Origin of the sequence: Rouxiella sp. Mn2063 (assembly GCF_049319665.1) — a bacterium.
Taxonomy (GTDB): Bacteria; Pseudomonadota; Gammaproteobacteria; order Enterobacterales; family Enterobacteriaceae; genus JBMOUD01.
On record NZ_JBMOUD010000011.1, the window covers coordinates 1 to 22,031 of the forward strand.

A 22,031-nucleotide genomic window follows, 5' to 3' on the forward strand; every position below is an offset into this window, starting at 1 on the left:
CGCCGATGGTAGTGTGGGGTCTCCCCATGTGAGAGTAGGGAACTGCCAGGCATCAAACAAAGACGAAGCCCTTCACGAAAGTGAAGGGCTTTTTCTATTGGGGGAAATAAAAATATTTCGTAGTGATCTCTCATCGAAAGCCTAATAATTCATATTATTTGCGCGATCTTGCTAACCATTCAACGATAAACCCGCCGATTTCCGGCACATTATTCAAATCAAGCGACCTGATCTGGCTATCCAACGGGATATCGCTCGCAATTGCCAAGACATGATCGTCTATTAACTCAGCCAAAGATTTTCCAGTACCATGACGATGAAGCGCTATTTTGGCGATCGGCTCATGTTTAAAGCCTTCAACCAGTATTAAATCCAGAAACTGACTATCAAAACGACTCGCCAGATACCGCAAATCGAGTTCTTTCTGTTCAGGTGTTTCGGTCATGAGTGCCCAACGGCTGCTACTTGCCACCATTGTCTGATTGGCCCCTGCTTTTCTTAGCTCGAAGCTGTCCTTTCCTGGAGTATCAACATCTACCGAATGGTGAGAGTGCTTAATAAGACCAACGCGAATACCTTGTTGACGTAAAAAAGGTATCAGCTGTTTTAATAGTGTGGTCTTGCCGGTACCACTGAAAGCAACAATACCAAGCAACGGAACAGCAGATTTCATTTGGAACCTCGCGTTAATTGCTGCCAATGGCTGACATTTTCGGGTGTATTAAGATTGGCAAAGGCTGAGGAGTTTTCGAACCGTACTTTCCGCGCGAGCTGCTGTTCAAAAAACAGCATTAGTTTTCTCTCGCCAGCATTGAGATAGTCGCTAAGCGGGGTTATTACGCGCCTGTGCAGCAAACAAAGCGTAGGATGTGCCCGGTATTCATCCTCTGCATAGGCTATAGCGGCAGTGCCTTTTTCATTCCATAAACGATCGAGCAGATTGTCGGGGAAAGCGGGAACATCGCAGGGTACAAAAGCTGTCCATTCGCTAGGACTAGCCTGCAATGCAGCTAACATTCCCGCTAACGGACCTGCATAATCAGAAGTCACATCGCCAATAACCGGATAATTCTCGGCATAGATATGTTGATTCTGATTAGCGCTAATCAATATATGACTGACTTGCGGGGCTAATCTTGCAGCAATATGTTCAAATAACGGCTGGCCATTAACCTTTACCAATCCTTTATCCTGCCCCATCCTGGATGAGCGTCCACCGGCTAAAATTACGCCGGTAATGTCAGGTTTTTCCACGGTGACTATCCCTATACTGCCTATGTTTCGACGATTGTAACGCTGAATCTTGTTATGGATCAGTTTTTACTTTTTCATTTTTCTCCTCTGCTTTCTTCGATTCATTAACCCTGTTAGCGTGTACCACTATTAAATATATAAGGACAATCATAATGAAAGATCATCGAGTTAATGAACTGATTGAATTACTGCATGCTGCCTGGAAAGAGGACGTTGATCTTAACTTACTGCAGTTTTTACAAAAATTAGCGCAAGAGAGTGGCTACCAAGGGCCGTTAGAAGCATTAAGTGATGATACGTTGATTTATCATCTTAAAATGCGCGGCAGCGATAGCTTGGCCGAAATTCCGGGTCTTAAAAAAGACTACGAAGATGATTTCAAAACCGCAATTTTGCGCGCCAGAGGTGTCATCAAGGATTGATGTAAACTTATGTGAACTTCATGCGCAGGTCTAAAATTTGGTGATACTATTTCTCACTGTTATTTTTGCTCTGCGGCCTTTCTGAATGACGTTATGAATAATTCTGCATTTAATTTCCAGGTGTTGTCTCCAGACTTGATCCTGGATGCCTTAGAGGATCTCGGGCTAATAGTCGACTCAGGGCTAACGGCGCTTAATAGCTACGAAAACCGTGTTTATCAATTTTTGGATGAGCAGCGTAAACGTTATGTTGTTAAGTTCTACCGCCCAGAGCGATGGGGCGCTTTGCAGATAAACGAAGAGCACAAGTTTTCGTACGATCTCTCCGCTTCTGACATTCCTGCGGTTGCTCCGCTCAATATCCAAGGTAATACGCTACATCACTATCAAGGATACATGTTCACTGTTTTTCCAAGTATTGGCGGTCGCCAATACGAAATGGATAACATGGATCAACTCGAATGGGTTGGACGTTTCCTTGGCCGCATTCATCAAGTTGGTAGTGAAAACCTCTTTATTGAACGTCCGACAATCAGCATCGATGAGTATCTGACCGAGCCACGTACTGTTCTAGCCAATAGCGAACTACTCCCAGTAAATCAAAAAGATGCTTTTCTACGGGTGACCGATAGCCTTATCAGTACAGTAAAAGAGTATTGGCATACTGATTGGCAGCCGTTGCGTTTACATGGTGATTGCCATCCCGGCAATATCCTCTGGCGTGATGGTCCGCTATTTGTGGATTTGGATGATGCGCGTAATGGCCCTGCGGTGCAGGATTTATGGATGCTATTGCATGGCGAACGCAGCGAGCAACTGATCCAATTAGATATTCTTCTTGAAGCCTATGGGGAATTTTCTGATTTTGATACTAAGCAATTAGCGCTAATAGAACCGTTACGGGCAATGCGAATGGTCTACTATTTAGCGTGGATAACGCGCCGCTGGCAAGACCCTGCATTCCCAAGAAGTTTTCCGTGGATGAAGGATGAAGACTTCTGGCTGAAACAATCAGCTGCATTTTCTGAGCAAATTAAGAATTTACAGGCACCACCTTTGCAGTTGATGCCAATGTACTAATTAAATAGTGAGTTAACGGTTTTAATTAAATTTAAATGGAGAACTGCTTGTTATGAAAAATCTGTTTTCAGCCAGGAAGATTATTCTGGCATTGGTTGGTATGGTATTAGCGTTTAGTGCATCAGTCGCATCGGCAGAACAATTTTCTAATGGTGCGCAGTACACTACATTAGATAAACCTGTTACTAGCGCTCCTCAAGTGCTTGAGTTCTTCTCGTTCTATTGTCCACACTGTTTCCAGTTTGAGCATGTTTGGCATGTATCTGATACTGTTCGTAAAAATCTGCCAAAAGACGTGAAGTATGTGAAATATCACGTTGAGTTCCTCGGTGGGCCAATGGGCAAAACTTTGACGCAAGCCTGGGCTGTTGCCATGGCGTTGGGCGTTGAAGATAAAGTAAGCCCGCTGATGTTTGATGCGATTCAGAAAACCCAGACTGTAAAAACGCCTGCTGATGTTCGTGACGTATTTATTCAAGCGGGTGTAACTGGTGAGCAATATGACGCAGCTTGGAATAGCTTTGTGGTGAAATCGCTGGTTGTGCAGCAGGAAAAAGCCGCAGCTGATTTTAATATCCAAGGCGTGCCATCGGTTTACGTTAATGGTAAATACCTGATTAAAAATGACGGACTTGATACCAGCTCAATGGATGCATACGTTAAGCAGTTCTCTGATGTGGTGAATTTCCTGTCACAGCAGAAATAATCTTTCCGTACTTTAAACGCCAGCGATTAGCTGGCGTTTAAATGATTCTACGTTATTAAGCTAATGCTGTTATCCATTAGAGATAAACTAGCGCACAGCCCCTCTTATATTTTTAACAACATTATTGCCGATAAAATATAAGGTCATATTTGGTGATTAGCAGCCATCTCAATAATTAATATCCACATTGACGTTTAAATTTTTATGACACGACTTTTAAGCCATTTCTATCGCTAAGTAGATGAAAGAAAGGTATATATCAAAAATAGCGATAACATTTATTGTGGTTCTATTTTTTATATGTACTTTTACTCACAAACTTATCCACAGGATAGATCTTGCGCTGGATCTCGCAAGATCGTCATCAATTCTGCTCCCAAGGTTCGCCTTTAGCTCCAGCTATGGCATGCTTAGGCATAGACCTTTAACGTACAAAGAAGAACTATGGCCCAGATAGCAGAAAATCCACTTATCCTGGTAGACGGTTCGTCTTACCTGTATCGCGCCTACCATGCGTTCCCTCCTCTGACCAATGCAGCTGGTGAACCTACGGGGGCGATGTATGGCGTGTTGAACATGCTGCGCAGCCTATTATTGCAATATCAGCCGAGCCACGTTGCCGTGGTATTTGACGCCAAAGGTAAAACCTTCCGCGATGAACTGTTTGCTGAATATAAATCTCATCGCCCACCGATGCCGGATGATTTGCGTGCGCAAATAGAGCCTTTGCACCAGATGGTAAAAGCAATGGGATTGCCGCTGCTGGCGGTGTCTGGCGTTGAGGCTGATGACGTGATTGGTACGCTGGCGTTGCAAGCTGAAAAAGCGGGGCATGCCGTGCTCATCAGCACCGGCGATAAAGATATGGCGCAATTGGTGACACCGGGTGTCACGTTAATCAACACCATGAATAACGCCATTCTTGGACCAGACGAAGTCGTCGAAAAATTTGGTGTGCCGCCTGAGCTTATCATCGATTTTCTGGCATTAATGGGCGACTCTTCCGACAACATTCCTGGCGTTCCGGGTGTGGGAGAGAAAACAGCACAAGCATTATTACAGGGCATCGGCGGCTTAGATGCGTTGTATGGGGATTTGGATAAAATTGCCACCTTGAGCTTCCGCGGTGCAAAAACCATGGCCGGCAAGCTAGAGCAAAATAAAGAGGTGGCTTATCTCTCTTATAAGCTGGCGACCATTAAAACCGACGTTGAACTCGATGTGACCTGTGACCAGCTTAACGTTGCACAACCTGATGATGAACAACTGCGGACGCTGTTTGATCGTTATGAGTTTAAACGCTGGCTGGCTGATATCGATGGCGGTACCTGGTTAAGCAATAAAAAAGGTCCCGCAGTCGCGACAAAAGCGAAAGCAAGCAATGAGACAACGACTGAAACGAATGAGCCGGTAGAACGTGCACAGCTCTCGCAAGAAGGTTATGTCACCATCCTCGATCAGGACACGTTGGATCAATGGATAGACTATCTCAAAGCGTCGAAAGTATTTGCCTTTGATACAGAGACCGATGGACTGGATACACTGAGCGCTAATCTGATTGGCTTGTCGTTTGCCGTTGAAGCTGGCAAGGCTGCTTATCTGCCAGTTGCGCATGATTATCTGGATTCTCCGGTTCAACTCGATCGTGATGACGTGCTTAAGCAATTAAAGCCGCTGCTCGAAGATGCAAATCAGCTGAAAGTGGGGCAGAACCTTAAGTTTGATCGCGGTATTTTGCTGCAATATGGCATCGAATTACGCGGTATCGCCTTCGATACGATGATTGAGTCCTACGTGTTGGATAGTGTTTCAGGCCGTCATGATATGGACAGCCTGGCAGATCGCTATCTCGGACATAAAACCGTCTCTTTTGAAGAGATCGCAGGTAAAGGCAAGAATCAGTTAACTTTTAACCAGATCGCCCTGGAACAAGCCGCGCCTTACGCTGCGGAAGATGCCGATGTCACGCTGCAACTGCACCAAACGTTGTGGCCGAAAATTGAAGCTAGCGCTGAACTGACTCGCGTATTTAATGACATTGATATGCCGCTGGTGCCAATTTTGTCGCACATTGAGCGAACGGGTGTCTTGATCGATCAGGCTATTCTGGCAGCGCACTCTAAAGAGCTGGCTGTGCGTCTCACTGAGCTGGAAAATCAAGCGCATGAGCTGGCGGAAGAGCCTTTTAATCTGGCTTCAACCAAGCAATTGCAGGCGATTTTGTATGAAAAACAGAAATTGCCAGTGTTGAAGAAAACGCCGGGTGGAGCGCCATCAACCAATGAAGAAGTTTTAGCTGAGCTGGCGTTGGATTATCCGCTGCCGAAAGTGATCCTCGAATATCGTGGGCTGGCCAAGCTCAAATCTACCTATACCGATAAACTGCCGCTGATGATTAATCCGCAATCTGGCCGCGTGCATACTTCTTATCATCAAGCGGTGACGGCAACCGGACGTCTGTCATCCAGTGACCCTAACCTGCAAAACATCCCGGTACGTAATGATGAAGGACGACGCATTCGTCAGGCATTTATTGCGCCGAAGGATTACTGCATTGTTGCTGCCGACTACTCGCAAATTGAACTGCGTATCATGGCGCATTTATCGCAAGATAAAGGGCTTCTGACCGCGTTTGCTGCTGGGGAGGACATTCACCGGGCAACGGCATCAGAGGTCTTTGGTACGCCGTTGGAGAGCGTTACAGGCGAACAACGTCGTAGTGCTAAGGCGATTAACTTTGGTTTGATTTACGGCATGAGTGCATTTGGGCTGTCGCGCCAATTGAATATCCCGCGCAAAGAATCGCAGCGCTATATGGATCTCTATTTTGAGCGTTATCCTGGTGTGCTGGATTACATGGAACGTACTCGCAATCAGGCAGCAGAAAAAGGCTATGTCGAAACTTTGGATGGCCGTCGTCTTTATCTGCCAGATATCAAATCAAGCAATGCTATGCGCCGTAAAGCCGCGGAACGTGCGGCGATCAACGCACCAATGCAAGGTACCGCAGCAGATATCATCAAACGCGCGATGATTCGCGTGGCTGCATGGTTGGCGCAAAAAGATGCACCGCGTGCACGCATCATCATGCAAGTACACGATGAATTGGTCTTTGAGATCCACAAAGATGATCTTGATGTTGCTAAAGAGAAGATTCGTGATTTGATGGAGCAAAGCATGACATTGGCCGTTCCACTGAAAGTTGATGTGGGAACCGGTGAAAACTGGGATCAAGCTCACTAAGTGATGGGTGTTTAAGCAGTTTATGTAATAAAACTACGACTTATCGTGCACATAGTTAGAGTATGGTCGCATAACTCTCACTTTTTGTGTAAGTAAACTACAAAAAGTACTTTTTCCTCACAAACAAATGAGGTAAAGTGGGCGATGTAGGGTACAGAGGTAAGATGTTCTATCTTTCAGACCTTTTACTTCACGTAATCGGATTTGGCTGAATATTTTAGCCGCCCCAGGCATTTATGTCTGGGGCGTTTTTTATTGGGCTTTTGCCGAGAATCATTGCTTGTTTTGAGTAATAAACGATTCCTAGAGATAAATAAAAAGGCGACCCGCAGATCGCCTTCCCTACATCATTTAGTTTACAACGCTATCGCGTTATTCCCCGCCTAATGCGTCTTCCAACACTTCCGGTGGGATCTGGCTGAACCAGTTGTTGAGCTTATCACTAAGCTTATCAACGCCAATCTTCTTCAAAGAGGAGAAGGCTTCAACCTGGATGTCCCCCATAAAGTCTTCGACAGCATTACGCACTTGAGTCAGTTGTGCTTTACGTGCGCCAGAAGCCAGCTTGTCTGCCTTAGTTAGCAGTACCAGAACCGGCGTACCGACATCGACGGCCCATTGAATCATTTGCTGATCGAGGTCTTTCAGCGGATGGCGGATATCCATCAGCACTACTAACCCTTTCAAGCAATTACGCATCTGCAGGTATTCACCCAGCGCGCGCTGCCATTTACGTTTCATTTCTTCTGGTACTTCGGCATAACCGTAACCAGGTAAGTCCACCAAGCGAACGCCAGGCTCGACTTCAAACAGGTTGATAAGCTGAGTACGTCCAGGCGTTTTACTGGTACGCGCCAGACTTTTTTGTTGAGTTAGCGTATTCAGCGCGCTGGATTTGCCAGCATTGGAACGACCGGCAAAAGCGACTTCAATGCCTTCATCACTCGGCAGGTGGCGAATATCAGGCGCACTGATGACAAAGTGGGTCATATGATAGTTATAAGTTTGCTTAGTCAAAATGTGCGTCTCCGTGAGGCATTAATATCTGGCTGGCGATTATAGCGGCAACCGCGCTGAGATGGGATTCTGTTTTGCATCTAGATGGTGATGAAAGCTATTACCGATGGCTAGAGAGTGGGTAAAATGCCACTGCTGTGTAAGACATTTGCCATTAAAAATGAGGGTTATTTCGCTTGTTTTCATACTTTGAATGAAAATAATCAATTAAAAACAATGCGATAGTGTTTTTCTCTCTATTTATGGTTATCGATCACCGACGGGTTATCTTGAGCCTTTAACCAGATCGGGTAAAGTACTTCCTACGCGATGAATGCAAAGCACGGAGCAGGGAAGATACCGCATTCAAGGATGTTAGGAACAATCGCGCACTAGGGAAATAGGCCAGGGGGGCCGACAAAGCAAAGGAAAGACCGGGACGTTATCGCCTCACACGGAAGGTGATGTACTAAATATCCTTCGACCGAAGGAAAGAAAAAGGCAACAAGGTAACTTGTTGCCTTTTTTCTTTGCGCGCTTTCTGCTAGATTCCGCCGCAATTCTATACTATATCCAAACAACGTCGAGATGCCGCTAACAAGCTTGCATTTTGGGTCAACAGATATAAACGTACACACCTAAGAGTAGATGCTATGAACCAGCCATCGAAAGCCCCGCGCGCCAAAACCGCGACCGCTAAAACGAAGAAGAAAAGTCGTGTTGAGCTTGATATTGAAGCGCGCGAACGCAAGCGTGATAACAAGCGTCGTGGCCATAAACCAGGCTCACGTGCTAACCCTGATGCTGATAAAAATCAGACCGGTAATGCTGCAAAAAAAGCCGATCCACGTATCGGCAGTAAAAAAGCCGTACCGCTGATGGTCGAAACCGTTCTAAACAACGCGCCTAAAGCAAAAACGCCTAAGCCTAAGAAAGAAGCCAAACCGGTTCTGACACCAGAAGAAGAGTTAACGCTGCTGGAAAACGACGAACGCCTCGATTCCCTGTTGGATCTGCTCGACGATGGCAAAACGCTGAGTGCCGACGATCAATCTTATGTCGATCAGACATTGGACCGCATCGACGTTCTGATGGAGATGCTGGGCATTGAATTGGGCGACGAAGATGATGAAGACGAAGAAGCGGGTGAGAATATGTACCGCTTGCTGAAGGGAAAGGATTAGTCATAAGGGGCCGACTCATTACTTATCAAAGCATTGACTTGTGATAATAATCGTCCTAATTGTTGCATGTTTTCAACTCTGGTTGTTGGGTAAACTATGGCGCATCTCGCGGCGTAAATCACGGCTGCGTAGCCTTACCCTCGCCAGAGTGCGTCCCTTAACGATGCAGTCTGCCAGACTTCATCGCAGGAGAAAGCATGTCCACGCAGACGATAGAATGGGATCTGGCCCTGATTCAAAAATATAACTATTCCGGGCCGCGTTACACCTCTTATCCCACCGCACTGGCATTTCATCAAGGTTATGATGACGCCGCATTTAAACAGGCGGTAGAACGCTATCCCGAGCGTTATCTTTCACTGTACGTGCATATCCCTTTCTGCCATAAACTTTGCTACTTCTGCGGCTGTAATAAACTGGTTACTCGCCAGAAACACAAAGCAGAGCAATACCTCAAGGTGCTGGCACAAGAAATCATCCAACGAGCCCCCTTATTTAAAGGCCGTAAGGTCAGTCAGTTGCACTGGGGGGGCGGTACGCCGACTTATCTCGATAAAGCGCAAATCAGCCAACTGATGAGCGTGCTACGTGAGCATTTTGATTTTCAGCCTGATGCGGAAATCTCTCTTGAATTGGATCCCCGCGAGATAGAACTCGATGTATTGGATCATTTACGCCAAGAGGGATTCAATCGGCTGAGCATGGGAGTTCAGGATTTCAATAAAGAAGTTCAAATGCTGGTTAACCGCGAGCAGGATGAAGAGATTATTTTCCAACTGCTGGCACGTGCCAAAGCACTGGGCTTTCGCTCGACCAATATCGATTTGATCTATGGCCTGCCAAAACAAACGGCAGAAAGCTTCGCTTATACCTTACAGCGGGTGGCCGAGCTTAATCCCGATCGCTTAAGTGTGTTCAACTATGCGCATATGCCTGCGATGTTTGCCGCGCAGCGCAAGATCAAAGAGAGTGATCTACCTGGAGCCGAAGCGAAGCTCAATATTTTGCAGCAAACCATCGCCTCGCTAACGCAATCGGGTTATCGCTTTATCGGCATGGACCATTTTGCGCGCCCTGATGATGAGTTGGCCGTGGCGCAGCAACAAGGCAAATTGCACCGCAACTTCCAGGGCTATACCACACAAGGCGACAGCGATTTGTTAGGGCTGGGTGTGTCAGCGATTAGTATGATCGGTGATACTTACGCACAAAACGAGAAAGAGCTGAAAACTTACTACGCGCAGGTTGCCGAACAAGGCCATGCATTGTGGCGTGGTCTGGCGATGACCGAAGATGATTGTCTGCGCCGTGATGTGATCAAGTCATTGATTTGTCATTTTGAACTCGATTTTGCGCAGATAGAACAGCGTCACGGCATCGACTTTGCGGATTACTTTGCAGAGGATTTAGCGCTATTGGCACCCTTAGCCGCCGATGGGCTGGTGGAAGTTAGCGAGCAACATATTCAGGTGACGGCACGAGGCCGTTTGTTGATTCGTAATATCTGCATGTGCTTTGATATCTATCTGCGTCAGCAAGCCAGCCAGCAGCGATTTTCCCGTGTAATTTAAATAGCGCTGCAATCTCACAAAAAAATAGCCGCTGAATTCAGCGGCTATTTCATGTGGGCCTGTCAAACCAGAAGGTTACTCCATTCCCAACTCTTTGAGTTTACGCGTCAGAGTATTTCGTCCCCATCCGAGTAAACGAGCTGCTTCCTGTTTATGGCCTTGAGTATGGCGCAAAGCAGTGGTCAGTAAGGTACGTTCCATTTCTGGTTGTGCTTCTGACAATAGATTTTGATGACCGGAACGTAATGCGCGATCCGCCCATTGTGCCAACAGTGTTGCCCAACTGTCCGGCAGGCTTTGTCCATTACTTTCCGGCGCGCTGTTTTCGAACAACTCACCGGGTAAGTCCTGAATCAGCACTTCCTGGCCCGCGGCCATTACGGTTAACCAGCGGCAGGTGTTTTCCAACTGACGCACGTTACCCGGCCAAGGCAGGCGAGTCAGTGCGGTTTCTGTTTCTGGGTGCAGGTTTTTCGCTTCAACACCCAACTCTTTCGCCGCTACTTGCAAGAAGTAACGTGCTAAACGAGGGATATCTTCGCGGCGCTCGCGTAGCGGTGGTAAATGGACTCGAATAACGTTCAGGCGATGGAACAAGTCCTCACGGAACTTGCCTTCCTGCACTCGTAATTCCAGATTTTGGTGCGTAGCAGCAATAATACGCACATCCACCTTCACCGGCGCATAGCCGCCGACGCGATAGAACTGACCATCGGCCAACACGCGCAGCAACCGGGTTTGCACATCCATTGGCATATCGCCAATTTCGTCTAAGAACAGCGTGCCGTTATCTGCTTGCTCAAAGCGGCCTTGGCGAATTTGATTCGCGCCGGTAAACGCCCCTTTCTCATGACCAAAAAGTTCTGACTCAATCAGGTCTTTGGGAATAGCAGCCATATTCAGCGCGATAAAAGGTGCTTTAGCACGCGGACTGTGGCGGTGCAAAGCATGGGCAACCAGTTCTTTACCGGTACCCGATTCGCCATTGATTAATACGCTAATCGATGAGCGTGACAGACGGCCGATAATACGGAACACATCCTGCATCGCCGGCGCTTCGCCGATAATATCCGCCGTTGGGCCACTCGCAGGTTGAGAACGCGGTGGCTGTTGTTGTTCTTGATAGTGACTAATGGCACGTTCAACCAGTGCAACCGCTTCATCAATATCAAAAGGTTTAGGCAGATAATCGAACGCCCCTTGCTGATAAGCGCTGACTGCGGCGTCCAAATCAGAATGCGCGGTCATTATGATGACCGGAAGCATCGGGTGACGTTGTTTGATCTGTTTTAATAGCGCCAAACCATCCATGCCAGGCATACGAATATCTGACAGCAGTACGTCAGGGGTTTGCGTCGCAATGGCTTCTAATACGTCGTTGCCACTGTCGAAGGCAGTACAAGTCAGACCCGCTCCTGTAAGCGCTCGTTCAAGTACCCAGCGGATGGAACTATCGTCATCGACGATCCAAACTATCCCTCGTTGCATAAGAACCTCACTGGCGAATAGGCAGGTAGACCGAGAATTCGGTATGACCTGGCCAACTGTTAAATTCAACTTTACCCGAATGCTGATCAATTAAACTGCGTGCGATAGACAGGCCTAAACCTGTGCCACCTTCACGGCCGCTGACCATGGGGTAAAAAAGCGTATCCTGCAAATGGGCCGGTACACCGGGGCCGTCATCTTCAATATCGATGCGAGCCGCCAAGCGGTAGCGAACGCCGTGCAGCGTAATTTGAAAAGCAGTACGAGTTCGTAAGGTGATGGTGCCACCTTCCTCTCCCAGTGCCTGCAAAGCATTTCGGGTAATATTAAGCAGAATTTGCTCAATTTGATCCGGATCGTGCATCAGTTCCGGCAGACTCGGATCATAGTCACGTACCAGCGTCACATTGTCGGGTTTCTCCATCGAAACCAATTGGCAGACTCGCTCGGCAACCTGATGAATGCTTTGTGTTATATGCTGGCTTGGCCGTTGTGGTCCAAGTAAGCGATCGACAAGATTCCGCAATCGGTCAGCTTGTTCAATAATGACTTTGGTATATTCCAGCAGGGAAGGGTCAGGCAAAGCTTTAGATAAAAGTTGTGCCGCACCGCGTAATCCACCCAGCGGGTTTTTAATTTCATGTGCTAATCCGCGAATTAAATCGCGAGCAGCAACTTGTTGTGCATGTTGCAACTGTTCTTGACTGAGGCGACGCTGATTATCCATTGGCGCGAGTTCAATCAAAATATACCCTTCAGGTAATGCCTGAGCCGTTAGCGACATAATATGTGCCCGGCCATCGACGACTAGCGTCACTTCACTATCAGTAAAACCCTGTCCTAATTCGATGCTTTCCCGCATCAGCTCAATATTAAGCGAAAAATAACCAATCAGCTCTGGCAGAGGAGTGCCAAATAACTTACGCGAGCTTTGCGCTAATAATTGTTGAGCAGCCGGATTGGCATAATGGACGGCCAATTCGTTGTCCAACAGCAGAACGCTGTTGATTAAAGAATTGAGGATCTGCCCAGCATCGGGCAGCTTGCCTGTTGCCATACAGCAGTCTCCCGCATCTCATCGATGCAATGTAATAGCGTTATTCCGGAAAACTCACGGACCAGAGGCGTTGATAATTAGATGCGCGGTAAAAAAAGCCCATCATTGAGATGGGCTTTAACATTTCCACGGCAACAATAAACTACTCACGTAGTTTTGATGAGCCACCTTATTTTGTCGCTCATCGGATAATGCACGCAGCGTGATATTTAAGCCCGCCACGCTGCGCTGTCGTGCGTTATTAAACGCAGCTGTACGTTATTAAACGCTGTAGTACAGTTCGAACTCAACTGGGTGTGGAGTCATGCGTACGCGGTCCATCTCTTCTTTGCGCAGCGCGATGTAAGCGTTGATTGCATCGTCAGTGAATACGCCACCACGAGTCAGGAACTCACGGTCTTGATCCAATGCGTTCAATGCTTCTTCCAGTGAACCTGCAACTTTTGGAATCTCTGCATCTTCTTCTGGTGGCAAGTGGTACAAGTCTTTGTCCATTGCATCGCCAGGGTGGATCTTGTTGATAACACCATCAAGGCCAGCCATCAGCAGAGCTGCGAACGCCAGGTATGGGTTAGCCGCTGGGTCTGGGAAACGTGCTTCGATACGTACAGCTTTAGGGCTAGATACGTGTGGAATACGGATAGACGCAGAACGGTTACGTGCAGAGTAAGCCAACATAACAGGCGCTTCGTAACCTGGGACCAAACGCTTGTAAGAGTTGGTGGTTGGGTTAGCGTAGGCGTTGATAGCTTTAGCGTGTTTGATGATACCGCCGATGTAGAACAGCGCCATTTCAGACAGGTTGCCGTATTTGTCGCCAGAGAACAGGTTAGTACCGTCTTTGGACAGAGACATGTGGCAGTGCATGCCTGAACCGTTATCGCCAAACATTGGTTTTGGCATAAAGGTCGCAGTTTTACCAAATGCGTGAGCCACGTTGTGCACCACGTATTTGTAGATTTGGATTTCGTCAGCTTTTTTGGTCAGGGTGTTGAAGCGGGTTGCCACTTCGTTCTGGCCAGCAGTTGCCACTTCGTGGTGGTGAGCTTCAACAACCAGGCCCATCTCTTCCATGGTCAGACACATGGTAGAACGCAGGTCCTGAGAGGAGTCAACTGGTGGTACTGGGAAGTAACCGCCTTTCACTGCTGGACGATGGCCTTTGTTGCCGCCTTCGTATTTGGTGCTGGAGTTCCACGCACCTTCGATATCATCGATAGCAACATGAGAACCGGAGATGCTGCTGCCGAAACGAATGTCGTCAAACAGGAAGAACTCTGGCTCTGGCCCGAACAGAACGGTGTCTGCGATGCCTGAAGAGCGCAGGAAATCTTCTGCACGTTTTGCCGTTGAGCGCGGGTCACGGTCGTAACCTTGCAGCGTGGTTGGCTCAAGGATGTCACAACGAACGATCAGGGTAGTCTCTTCGTAGAACGGGTCCAGAACTGCAGTGCTCGCATCAGGCATCAGAACCATGTCTGATTCGTTAATACCTTTCCAACCGCCGATAGAAGAACCATCGAACATTTTACCTTCTTCGAAGAAGTCGGCATTTACCTGGTGGGAAGGGATGGTAACGTGCTGCTCTTTACCTTTGGTATCAGTGAAGCGTAAGTCAATAAACTTAACTTCATGTTCCTGGATCATCGTCAAAACGTGTTCAGCAGACATACTAGCTCTCCAAATTTCTCATTATCGTCGTGGAACGAATAAGCATTTAGTTAATAACAGACTTATTAGTGAATAAAAGCCCTAGTTAAAATGGCGTGTGGCTTAAACAGTTTTTCATCTCTGTGATAAGTCGCTTTTCACCCTGGCAATCTAGTAGCGAAAACTGTGCCAACTTTGTAAAAATCACGACAACCTATGCACAGAAGGGTTAAGTAGGGTAGTAAGTATGCACCATAACAGAAATCTTGCACCAAATGTGTGCTTATACTTTGCACCGAGGCACCAATTTGGTGCACCAAGATGGTTCAACGACCGATTTGCACCGCGAAAGGGATCACAAAGTAGCCATTCAAAAGTTGTTTTGCATAGATTCTTGTGAACTTGTTTAGTACCGCGGCTAATACGTGTACAATACCGCGCTATTTCTATATTTCTAAAATGCCTGAGGCAAAGCTGTGATCGAAAATTTGCGTAACATCGCCATTATTGCGCACGTTGACCATGGGAAAACTACCCTGGTTGATAAGTTGCTACAACAATCCGGTACCTTCGGAGAGCGTCAAGAAGCAACTGAGCGTGTAATGGACTCCAACGATTTGGAGAAAGAGCGTGGGATTACCATCCTCGCTAAAAACACCGCCATTAATTGGAAAGACTACCGCATCAACATCGTTGATACCCCGGGACACGCCGACTTCGGCGGCGAGGTAGAGCGCGTAATGTCTATGGTTGACTCGGTACTGCTGGTTGTCGACGCAATGGATGGCCCGATGCCGCAAACCCGTTTCGTGACCAAAAAAGCATTTGCTAATGGCCTGAAACCAATTGTGGTTATTAACAAAGTTGACCGTCCTGGCGCGCGTCCTGACTGGGTTGTGGATCAGGTATTTGACCTGTTCGTTAACCTTGATGCGACCGACGAGCAACTCGATTTCCCTATCATCTATGCTTCTGCATTGATGGGTATCGCGGGTACCGACCATACCGATATGGCCGAAGACATGACCCCGCTGTATCAGGCAATCGTTGACCACGTATCTCCACCAAAAGTAGAGATCGAAGCACCGTTCCAGATGCAAATCTCCCAGTTGGACTACAACAACTACGTAGGTGTTATCGGCATCGGCCGTATCAAACGTGGTGTTGTTAAGCCTAACCAGCAGATCACTGTTATCGACAGCGAAGGCAACACTCGCAACGGTAAAGTCGGTAAAGTTCTGACTCACATGGGTCTTGAGCGTATCGAAGCAACCTTGGCTGAAGCTGGCGACATTATCGCTATCACCGGTCTGGGCGAGCTGAACATCTCCGACACTATCTGTGATCCACAGAATGTGGAAGCGCTGCCAGCGCTGAGCGTTGATGAACCAACGGTAACCATGTACTTCAACGTCAACACCTCTCCATTCTGTGGTAAAGAAGGTAAGTACGTGACTTCACGTCAGATCCTCGACCGCTTGAACAAAGAGCTGGTGCACAACGTTGCATTGCGCGTTGACGAAACCGAAGATGCTGATGCATTCCGCGTGTCAGGCCGTGGTGAACTTCACCTGTCGGTTCTGATCGAAAACATGCGTCGTGAAGGTTTCGAGCTGGCGGTTTCCCGTCCTAAAGTTATCAACCGTAAAATCGATGGCCGCATGCAAGAGCCGTTCGAAAACGTAACTTTAGACATCGAAGAGCAGCATCAGGGTTCTGTGATGCAAGCAATGGGTGAGCGTAAAGGCGACGTTAAAGACATGATCCCTGATGGGAAAGGTCGTATCCGTCTCGATTACCTGATCCCAGCGCGTGGCCTGATTGGCTTCCGTACTGAATTCATGACTATGACTTCTGGTACCGGTCTGCTGTACTCTACCTTCAGCCACTACGACGACGTTCGTCCAGGCGAAATCGGCCAACGTCAGAACGGCGTGCTGATCTCTAACGGTCAAGGTAAAGCGGTTGCGTTTGCTCTGTTCGGTCTGCAAGACCGCGGTAAGCTGTTCCTGGGTCACGGTGCAGAAGTGTATGAAGGCCAGATCATCGGTATTCACTCACGTTCTAACGACCTGACTGTGAACTGCTTGACCGGTAAGAAGCTGACCAACATGCGTGCATCTGGTACCGACGAAGCAACTACCCTGGTTCCTGCTATCAAAATGTCTCTGGAGCAAGCTCTGGAATTCATCGATGATGACGAACTGGTAGAAGTAACGCCGACCTCTGTACGTATTCGTAAACGTCACCTGACCGAAAACGATCGTAAACGTGCTAGCCGTGGTCCTAAAGAAGGTTAATCTTCTTTCCCACTAGCAGATTTATTTAGAACAGGATGCCTCCCAAGGCGTCCTGTTTTTTTTTACACACTTCTTTATCGCAAATCTGCCTCTTCCGATAGTCTGATCTCATTTTTGCCGCTACAGTAAATTATCCACTTCTATTGCAGTCGACTTTTGCTATAGAAGAATATTTATCTCATTAATATGAGACTTATCGCGACAGTGAAATATTTATTACAACAGCAAACGCTAAGATGACGACAGCAAGAGATTCGCTACAACAGTAAAACTGCACAACTTATTTATTCGGGGAGCCTGCCATGCTGTACATTTTTGATATGGGTAATGTGATTATTGATATTGATTTTAAACGTGTACTTGGCGTTTGGAGCAATCTGAGCGGTACGCCGCTGGCAGTGTTAACTGAACGTTTCTCGATGGGCGAAGCATTCAAGCAGCATGAGCGTGGCGAGATAAGCGACGAGGAGTTTGCGCAGCGTACCTGTGATGAACTAGGCATTGCTCTGAGCTTTGAGCAATTTAGCGCTGGTTGGCAGTCAGTATTTGTGGCGCTTCGCCCTGATACGATAGCGGTTATGCAATCTTTACGCGAGCAGGGCCATCGCGTGGTCGTGCTGTCGAATACCAATAATTTGCATCTCGATCACTGGCCGACGCATTACCCTGAAGTGGCACAAAGTGCTGATACGGTTTACCTCTCTCAAGAGATGGGCGTGAGAAAGCCTGAAGCGGATATTTTCCATCGCGTGCTGGAGAAAGAAGGTTTTACTGCCGATCAAGCGGTGTTTTTTGATGATATTGCCGAGAATATCGCTGCCGCCGAGGTTCTGGGTATTAAAGGTGTGGTGGTTAAAGACCATAAAACCATACCTGAATTCTTCTCTTAAATCCCCAAAGGGCCTGATTAATCGTTGGGCCTTATATAGCCACTGACCTGCATTCACTCCGTTATTTTGGGGACATTCAAAACATCTCACCTGCGCCATAAGGATATTGTTATGACAAGGCTTATTCCGTCTGTAATTAAATCTACTGCTCGTTTTGGCCATATGTTGTTTAAGCGCGTAGATAGCGACGGAGTGACTTTGCTTGCCGGCCATTTGGCCTACGTTTCACTACTCTCCTTGGTGCCTCTGGTGACGGTAGTCTTCTCTTTATTTGCACTATTTCCGGTATTTGCAGATATTAGCGCGCAGCTTAAAAGCTTCATTTTTTCTAACTTTTTGCCTGAGACTGGCGATATTATTCAAGGCTATATCGAAAAATTTGTCGCCAATTCCAGCCGTATGACCGCTGTGGGTACTTGCGGTTTAATTGTGACCTCGTTATTGCTGATTGCTTCTGTTGATAGCGTGCTCAATAAGATTTGGAGTAGTCACGTAAAACGGCCAATTGTATTTTCATTCGCCGTCTATTGGATGGTTCTGACGCTGGGGCCTATTTTACTGGTGGCGAGTGTGGCTATCAGTTCCTACTTATTATCGTTGAATTGGATTGATGTCAGCGGCATTTACTCTTTTATCGATCGCTTGTTACGCTTGCTGCCACTGCTGATTTCTTGGGTATCATTCTGGTTGTTGTACAGCGTGGTGCCGACGGTGAGTGTGCCAACTAAAGATGCATTACTCGGCGCACTGATTGCGGGATTATTGTTTGAATTAGGCAAGAAGGGCTTCGCTCTTTATATTACCTTGTTCCCGACCTATCAACTGATTTACGGTGTGTTAGCGGTGATCCCAATTTTGTTCCTTTGGGTATATGTTAGTTGGTGCATTGTTTTATTAGGGGCCGAAATTACCGTCACGTTAGGTGAGTTTCGAGCTGCGCGTGAACAAGCCGCCAACCCTTCAATTCCACAGGAGAAATGATTTTTAATGATCGCGTTAATACAACGGGTTCTCAGCGCTAGTGTTACCGTTGAGGGAGAAGTCTGTGGCGAAATTGGTCCAGGATTGCTGGTATTGTTAGGTGTCGAACAGGGTGATGACGAGCAAAAAGCCAAACGCTTGTGTGATAAAACCCTTGGCTACCGTATTTTTTCTGACGCTAACGATAAAATGAATCTGAGTTTAGAACAGGTTGGCGGCAGTGTGCTGGTGGTATCGCAATTTACGCTGGCGGCTGATACCCAAAAAGGGATGAGACCCAGTTTTTCCGGTGGTGCAGCCCCGCAGGAAGCCGATCGCTTATACCAATACTTTTGCGGACAGTGCCGTGAAAAGGGTATCCATACACAAACGGGGCGCTTCGCCGCCGATATGAAAGTGGCTCTAGTGAATGACGGGCCAGTGACGTTTTGGTTGCAGGTCTGAGATAACGGCGCAATGTACGCCTGAGAGAGAAAGGTCTTATGTATCATCTTCGAGTCCCCGTTACTGAAGCCGAATTGGCCGCTTATTATAAATTTCGCTGGGAAATGCTGCGCAAACCTCTGCGCCAGCCAGAAGGGTCAGAACGTGATGCTTATGATGCGATGGCGCATCATCAGATGGTGGTGGATGAAAATGGCAATCCGGTGGCGATTGGTCGTTTGTATATCAATGCCGATAACGAAGCGGCTATCCGTTTTTTAGCCGTTGAGCCTACAGTACAGGCCAAAGGATTAGGAACGCTGGTGGCCATGGCGCTGGAGTCTGTTGCGCGACAAGAGGGGGTTAAGCGCGTGGTCTGTAGCGCGCGTGAAGATGCAGTGGCGTTCTTTGCCAAACTCGGTTTTGAGAATCAAGGTGAGATCACTACACCGCAAACCACGCCAGTGCGACATTTTCTGATGATCAAGCCGATGGCGACATTAGACGATATTCTGCATCGCCCCGATTGGTGCGGCCAGCTGCAACAAGCCTGGTACGATCACATTCCGCTGAGTGAAAAGATGGGGGTGCGTATCAGCCAATACACCGGCCAGCGTTTTGTCACCACCATGCCAGAAGCGGGTAATCAGAATCCGCACCACACGTTATTCGCCGGGAGTTTGTTTTCACTGGCAACATTGACCGGCTGGGGATTGATCTGGCTGCTGCTGCGTGAACGCCATCTTGGCGGCACCATTATCCTGGCTGACGCGCATATCCGTTACAGCGCCCCGGTCACCGGTAGGCCAAGGGCGATTGCCGATCTTAGCTCTATCAGCGGTGATCTCGATCGCTTAGCCAAAGGCCGTAAAGCGCGAGTACAGCTTGATGTGAAACTCTGTGGAGATGAGCAGGAAGGGGCGATCTTCGAAGGTACTTATCTGGTACTGCCCGCTTCGCCAGATGCGCCGCTGGAGCCAGAAATTAATTAAGAAAGTGATGACAGCCTGGCACGCCATTGAGCGGCGTGCTAGGTTATTGATACTTAGGTGAAGGTTATTTAACCGCCCCTCTTACCATCTCTTGTTGTACCTGTTTGCCACCATTCACAATGGCGTGCAGGTTGCCGTTCAGCGTCGGTTTGAAATCAACATTTGCTGGCATCTGACCTTTTAGATCGACTTGCAGATTGGCATTTCCTTCCAGCGGTAGCGGTGGCCAGCCCCAGTTTTGCAACTCATTAGCAGGCACCGCTTTGCCGGTCAGTTTCACCGAGAAATCGCGCCGTGGCTGTTGGCTGATAGTCGCGGTGGCTTCCAGTAACCCTTCTTTGGTATAGGCATTGAGCTGGCTGATATTGACGCTGTCGCTATTGGCATCCAGTACTAGTGATAGACGGCGCAGATCGTTTTTATTAAAGGTGGCATCGCTGGCGGTAAGGTTTAACTTACCTGACCAGATTCCCCACTGATGATTACGTGCCAGCAACAGGTTTTCTCCCGAGCCATCAAGTGCTGTCAGTTGGAATGGGAAGTCTGGAGAGATATCAATCACCAGATTATGAGTTCCGGTGAATTTAGTTACCGATACCTCTGAGAGCCAGCTTGGCAGTGTTTGTAACCACAAGTCGCGCCAGTTTTCTGGCAGTGTGTATTCCAAAGCTGCAATACTCAACTGGTCGAGCTGCAAGCGCTGGCTGTCGCGCTGCCAGTTACCGCTGGTGCTCACCTGGCTGCCTTCCCAGCGGGTGCTGATTTGTTTGATGGCGATACCTTGCGGGCTGAAATCTAAATTTGCCGCTGGGTTGATGAAATGTAGGTTATTGGCAATCATATCGGTGGCATTGAACGTAATATTACCGCCGTTGCTTTGCCAATCGCCTTGGCTGTAGGTGATGTCTTTCACCGACAGATTCACATCGCTAAACGCCCAGTTTTGCCCTTGCAGGCGCGCGTCGGCAAGCTCCAGGCTCTTGATGTCAATCTTTGGGATCTGTTTAAAACTATCCAGGAAGCCTTCAAGAGTCTGTGCGCTCTGCATACGGATATTACTCAAACGCACATTATCCAGCGTCCAGCTTCCGTCAGCAGCGCGGCTGGCCTGACCGGTTAACTCCCCACGAGCTAAATCGGCACCAAAATTAGTCAGTGTCAGCTGCTGCTTATTAACCTTCCCTTGGATCAGCACATTGCTTGCTGCAATATCATCGATAGTCAAATTATCGGCGCTAAGCTGGAGTTGGGCATTGTCGCCAAGTACCTGCGTCTTCGTCGGCAGCCAAGGTGTAATGCCTGCATTGATATTATCCCCGGCAATATTCCAGCCGTCGGCATTGCCTTTCAGCGTCATCTTATACAGTTGCAGCGTGTCAGCTTGAACTGGTAAAGCTTGAGAGACGGATTGCAGATTAAGATTGCCTTGCATCAGAACGATGCGGTCAAAATAGGTCGGGTCAGTAAGTTGACGCCAACCGAGATGAAAATCGACCTCATCAGCATTGAGCAGATCTGGCTGGTTCTTCTGCGCCAGTTTGACGCCGACCAAGCCAATTTGGTTTGGTGTCGACCAGTTATAGTTAATGGCATTAACGGAGAGGCGATATTGGCTATTTTCGTTTACCCAATTGCTTATCCAGCTTGCTGCCCAGCGCGTTTGTAGCGCGACATAAAGCAGCACAATGGCCAGCACTACGAGCAGAACGAGGGTGGTCAGCGTTTTACCAATAATTTTCATCGTTTTGACATCCATCTCCGTTGGGGAAGTAAGCTGAGCATAGCCTGTTTTAC

General features: G+C 47.8%; 18 protein-coding genes. 11 read left to right on the plus strand and 7 right to left on the minus strand.

Annotated elements, in window-relative coordinates; translation table 11 throughout:
• Window positions 1-154: 154 nt before the first annotated feature.
• Both mobB and mobA read right to left on the minus strand, forming a co-directional pair.
• Window positions 155-673, minus strand: a complete 519-nt coding sequence (gene mobB / locus ACL9RG_RS15835) for a molybdopterin-guanine dinucleotide biosynthesis protein MobB (RefSeq protein WP_422793590.1) — start codon at window positions 671-673, stop codon at window positions 155-157.
• On the minus strand, window positions 670-1,254 hold the full coding sequence (mobA, locus tag ACL9RG_RS15840) for a molybdenum cofactor guanylyltransferase MobA (protein ID WP_422793591.1): 585 nt from the start codon (window positions 1,252-1,254) through the stop codon (window positions 670-672). The genes mobB and mobA overlap by 4 nt, the downstream gene beginning before the upstream one ends.
• 152 nt (window positions 1,255-1,406) lie before the next feature.
• Here mobA and ACL9RG_RS15845 point away from each other — a divergent pair, with 152 nt between their 5' ends.
• From ACL9RG_RS15845 to polA, 4 genes are all read left to right on the plus strand, one after another.
• Entirely contained in the window at window positions 1,407-1,676 is a 270-nt protein-coding gene (locus ACL9RG_RS15845; RefSeq protein ID WP_422793592.1) for a YihD family protein, read from the plus strand.
• A gap of 93 nt (window positions 1,677-1,769) precedes the next feature.
• Window positions 1,770-2,756, plus strand: coding sequence for a serine/threonine protein kinase (locus tag ACL9RG_RS15850; protein WP_422793593.1), 987 nt, complete (start codon window positions 1,770-1,772; stop codon window positions 2,754-2,756).
• Window positions 2,757-2,808: 52 nt separating this feature from the next.
• Window positions 2,809-3,462: a thiol:disulfide interchange protein DsbA gene (gene dsbA, locus ACL9RG_RS15855; protein WP_422793594.1), complete on the plus strand. Its 654-nt coding sequence runs from the start codon at window positions 2,809-2,811 to the stop codon at window positions 3,460-3,462.
• Window positions 3,463-3,906: 444 nt separating this feature from the next.
• The gene (gene polA / locus ACL9RG_RS15860) at window positions 3,907-6,705 is read left to right on the plus strand and encodes a DNA polymerase I (protein ID WP_422793595.1); all 2,799 of its coding nucleotides are present in this window, start codon (window positions 3,907-3,909) and stop codon (window positions 6,703-6,705) included.
• Between the two features lie 372 nt (window positions 6,706-7,077).
• Here the strand turns inward: polA and yihA are convergent, their stop codons facing one another.
• Window positions 7,078-7,722 (minus strand): ribosome biogenesis GTP-binding protein YihA/YsxC, encoded by a 645-nt coding sequence (yihA, locus tag ACL9RG_RS15865; protein ID WP_422793596.1) that lies wholly within the window; start codon window positions 7,720-7,722, stop codon window positions 7,078-7,080.
• Window positions 7,723-8,354: 632 nt separating this feature from the next.
• On the opposite strand from yihA, the gene yihI reads away from it, so the two are divergent.
• Together yihI and hemN are read left to right on the plus strand one after the other, a co-directional pair.
• On the plus strand, window positions 8,355-8,885 hold the full coding sequence (yihI, locus tag ACL9RG_RS15870; protein WP_422793597.1) for a Der GTPase-activating protein YihI: 531 nt from the start codon (window positions 8,355-8,357) through the stop codon (window positions 8,883-8,885).
• A 197-nt stretch (window positions 8,886-9,082) separates the two neighbouring features.
• Window positions 9,083-10,456, plus strand: coding sequence for an oxygen-independent coproporphyrinogen III oxidase (hemN, locus tag ACL9RG_RS15875; protein ID WP_422793598.1), 1,374 nt, complete (start codon window positions 9,083-9,085; stop codon window positions 10,454-10,456).
• Window positions 10,457-10,531: 75 nt separating this feature from the next.
• Here hemN and glnG read toward each other — a convergent pair whose 3' ends face one another.
• From glnG to glnA, 3 genes are all read right to left on the minus strand, one after another.
• Window positions 10,532-11,944: a nitrogen regulation protein NR(I) gene (glnG, locus tag ACL9RG_RS15880; protein ID WP_422793599.1), complete on the minus strand. Its 1,413-nt coding sequence runs from the start codon at window positions 11,942-11,944 to the stop codon at window positions 10,532-10,534.
• Between the two features lie 7 nt (window positions 11,945-11,951).
• Window positions 11,952-13,001 carry a nitrogen regulation protein NR(II) gene (gene glnL / locus ACL9RG_RS15885; protein ID WP_422793600.1) on the minus strand — a complete coding sequence of 350 codons (1,050 nt, stop codon included), beginning with the start codon at window positions 12,999-13,001 and terminating at the stop codon, window positions 11,952-11,954.
• 261 nt (window positions 13,002-13,262) lie between these two features.
• Window positions 13,263-14,672 (minus strand): glutamate--ammonia ligase, encoded by a 1,410-nt coding sequence (glnA, locus tag ACL9RG_RS15890; RefSeq protein ID WP_422793601.1) that lies wholly within the window; start codon window positions 14,670-14,672, stop codon window positions 13,263-13,265.
• Between the two features lie 455 nt (window positions 14,673-15,127).
• Here glnA and typA point away from each other — a divergent pair, with 455 nt between their 5' ends.
• The 5 genes from typA (at window position 15,128) to fabY (ending at window position 20,237) form a co-directional block, all read left to right on the plus strand.
• Window positions 15,128-16,951 (plus strand): ribosome-dependent GTPase TypA, encoded by a 1,824-nt coding sequence (typA, locus tag ACL9RG_RS15895; protein WP_422793602.1) that lies wholly within the window; start codon window positions 15,128-15,130, stop codon window positions 16,949-16,951.
• Window positions 16,952-17,253: 302 nt separating this feature from the next.
• Window positions 17,254-17,841: a glucose-1-phosphatase gene (gene yihX / locus ACL9RG_RS15900; RefSeq protein WP_422793603.1), complete on the plus strand. Its 588-nt coding sequence runs from the start codon at window positions 17,254-17,256 to the stop codon at window positions 17,839-17,841.
• 111 nt (window positions 17,842-17,952) lie between these two features.
• The gene (locus ACL9RG_RS15905; RefSeq protein ID WP_422793604.1) at window positions 17,953-18,822 is read left to right on the plus strand and encodes a virulence factor BrkB family protein; all 870 of its coding nucleotides are present in this window, start codon (window positions 17,953-17,955) and stop codon (window positions 18,820-18,822) included.
• Between the two features lie 6 nt (window positions 18,823-18,828).
• Window positions 18,829-19,266 carry a D-aminoacyl-tRNA deacylase gene (dtd, locus tag ACL9RG_RS15910; RefSeq protein ID WP_422793605.1) on the plus strand — a complete coding sequence of 146 codons (438 nt, stop codon included), beginning with the start codon at window positions 18,829-18,831 and terminating at the stop codon, window positions 19,264-19,266.
• A 38-nt stretch (window positions 19,267-19,304) separates the two neighbouring features.
• Window positions 19,305-20,237, plus strand: a complete 933-nt coding sequence (fabY, locus tag ACL9RG_RS15915; RefSeq protein WP_422793606.1) for a fatty acid biosynthesis protein FabY — start codon at window positions 19,305-19,307, stop codon at window positions 20,235-20,237.
• Window positions 20,238-20,301: 64 nt separating this feature from the next.
• Here the strand turns inward: fabY and ACL9RG_RS15920 are convergent, their stop codons facing one another.
• The gene (locus ACL9RG_RS15920) at window positions 20,302-21,978 is read right to left on the minus strand and encodes an AsmA family protein (protein WP_422793607.1); all 1,677 of its coding nucleotides are present in this window, start codon (window positions 21,976-21,978) and stop codon (window positions 20,302-20,304) included.
• Between the last annotated feature and the right edge of the window lie 53 nt (window positions 21,979-22,031).

Coding starts and splice junctions, on each gene's coding strand:
- mobB (WP_422793590.1), bottom strand. CDS start 673: ATGAAATCTGCTGTTCCGTTGCTTGGTATTGTTGCTTTCAGTGGTACC.
- ACL9RG_RS15845 (WP_422793592.1), top strand. CDS start 1,407: ATGAAAGATCATCGAGTTAATGAACTGATTGAATTACTGCATGCTGCC.
- ACL9RG_RS15850 (WP_422793593.1), top strand. CDS start 1,770: ATGAATAATTCTGCATTTAATTTCCAGGTGTTGTCTCCAGACTTGATC.
- dsbA (WP_422793594.1), top strand. CDS start 2,809: ATGAAAAATCTGTTTTCAGCCAGGAAGATTATTCTGGCATTGGTTGGT.
- polA (WP_422793595.1), top strand. CDS start 3,907: ATGGCCCAGATAGCAGAAAATCCACTTATCCTGGTAGACGGTTCGTCT.
- yihI (WP_422793597.1), top strand. CDS start 8,355: ATGAACCAGCCATCGAAAGCCCCGCGCGCCAAAACCGCGACCGCTAAA.
- hemN (WP_422793598.1), top strand. CDS start 9,083: ATGTCCACGCAGACGATAGAATGGGATCTGGCCCTGATTCAAAAATAT.
- glnG (WP_422793599.1), bottom strand. CDS start 11,944: ATGCAACGAGGGATAGTTTGGATCGTCGATGACGATAGTTCCATCCGC.
- glnL (WP_422793600.1), bottom strand. CDS start 13,001: ATGGCAACAGGCAAGCTGCCCGATGCTGGGCAGATCCTCAATTCTTTA.
- glnA (WP_422793601.1), bottom strand. CDS start 14,672: ATGTCTGCTGAACACGTTTTGACGATGATCCAGGAACATGAAGTTAAG.
- yihX (WP_422793603.1), top strand. CDS start 17,254: ATGCTGTACATTTTTGATATGGGTAATGTGATTATTGATATTGATTTT.
- ACL9RG_RS15905 (WP_422793604.1), top strand. CDS start 17,953: ATGACAAGGCTTATTCCGTCTGTAATTAAATCTACTGCTCGTTTTGGC.
- dtd (WP_422793605.1), top strand. CDS start 18,829: ATGATCGCGTTAATACAACGGGTTCTCAGCGCTAGTGTTACCGTTGAG.
- fabY (WP_422793606.1), top strand. CDS start 19,305: ATGTATCATCTTCGAGTCCCCGTTACTGAAGCCGAATTGGCCGCTTAT.
- ACL9RG_RS15920 (WP_422793607.1), bottom strand. CDS start 21,978: ATGAAAATTATTGGTAAAACGCTGACCACCCTCGTTCTGCTCGTAGTG.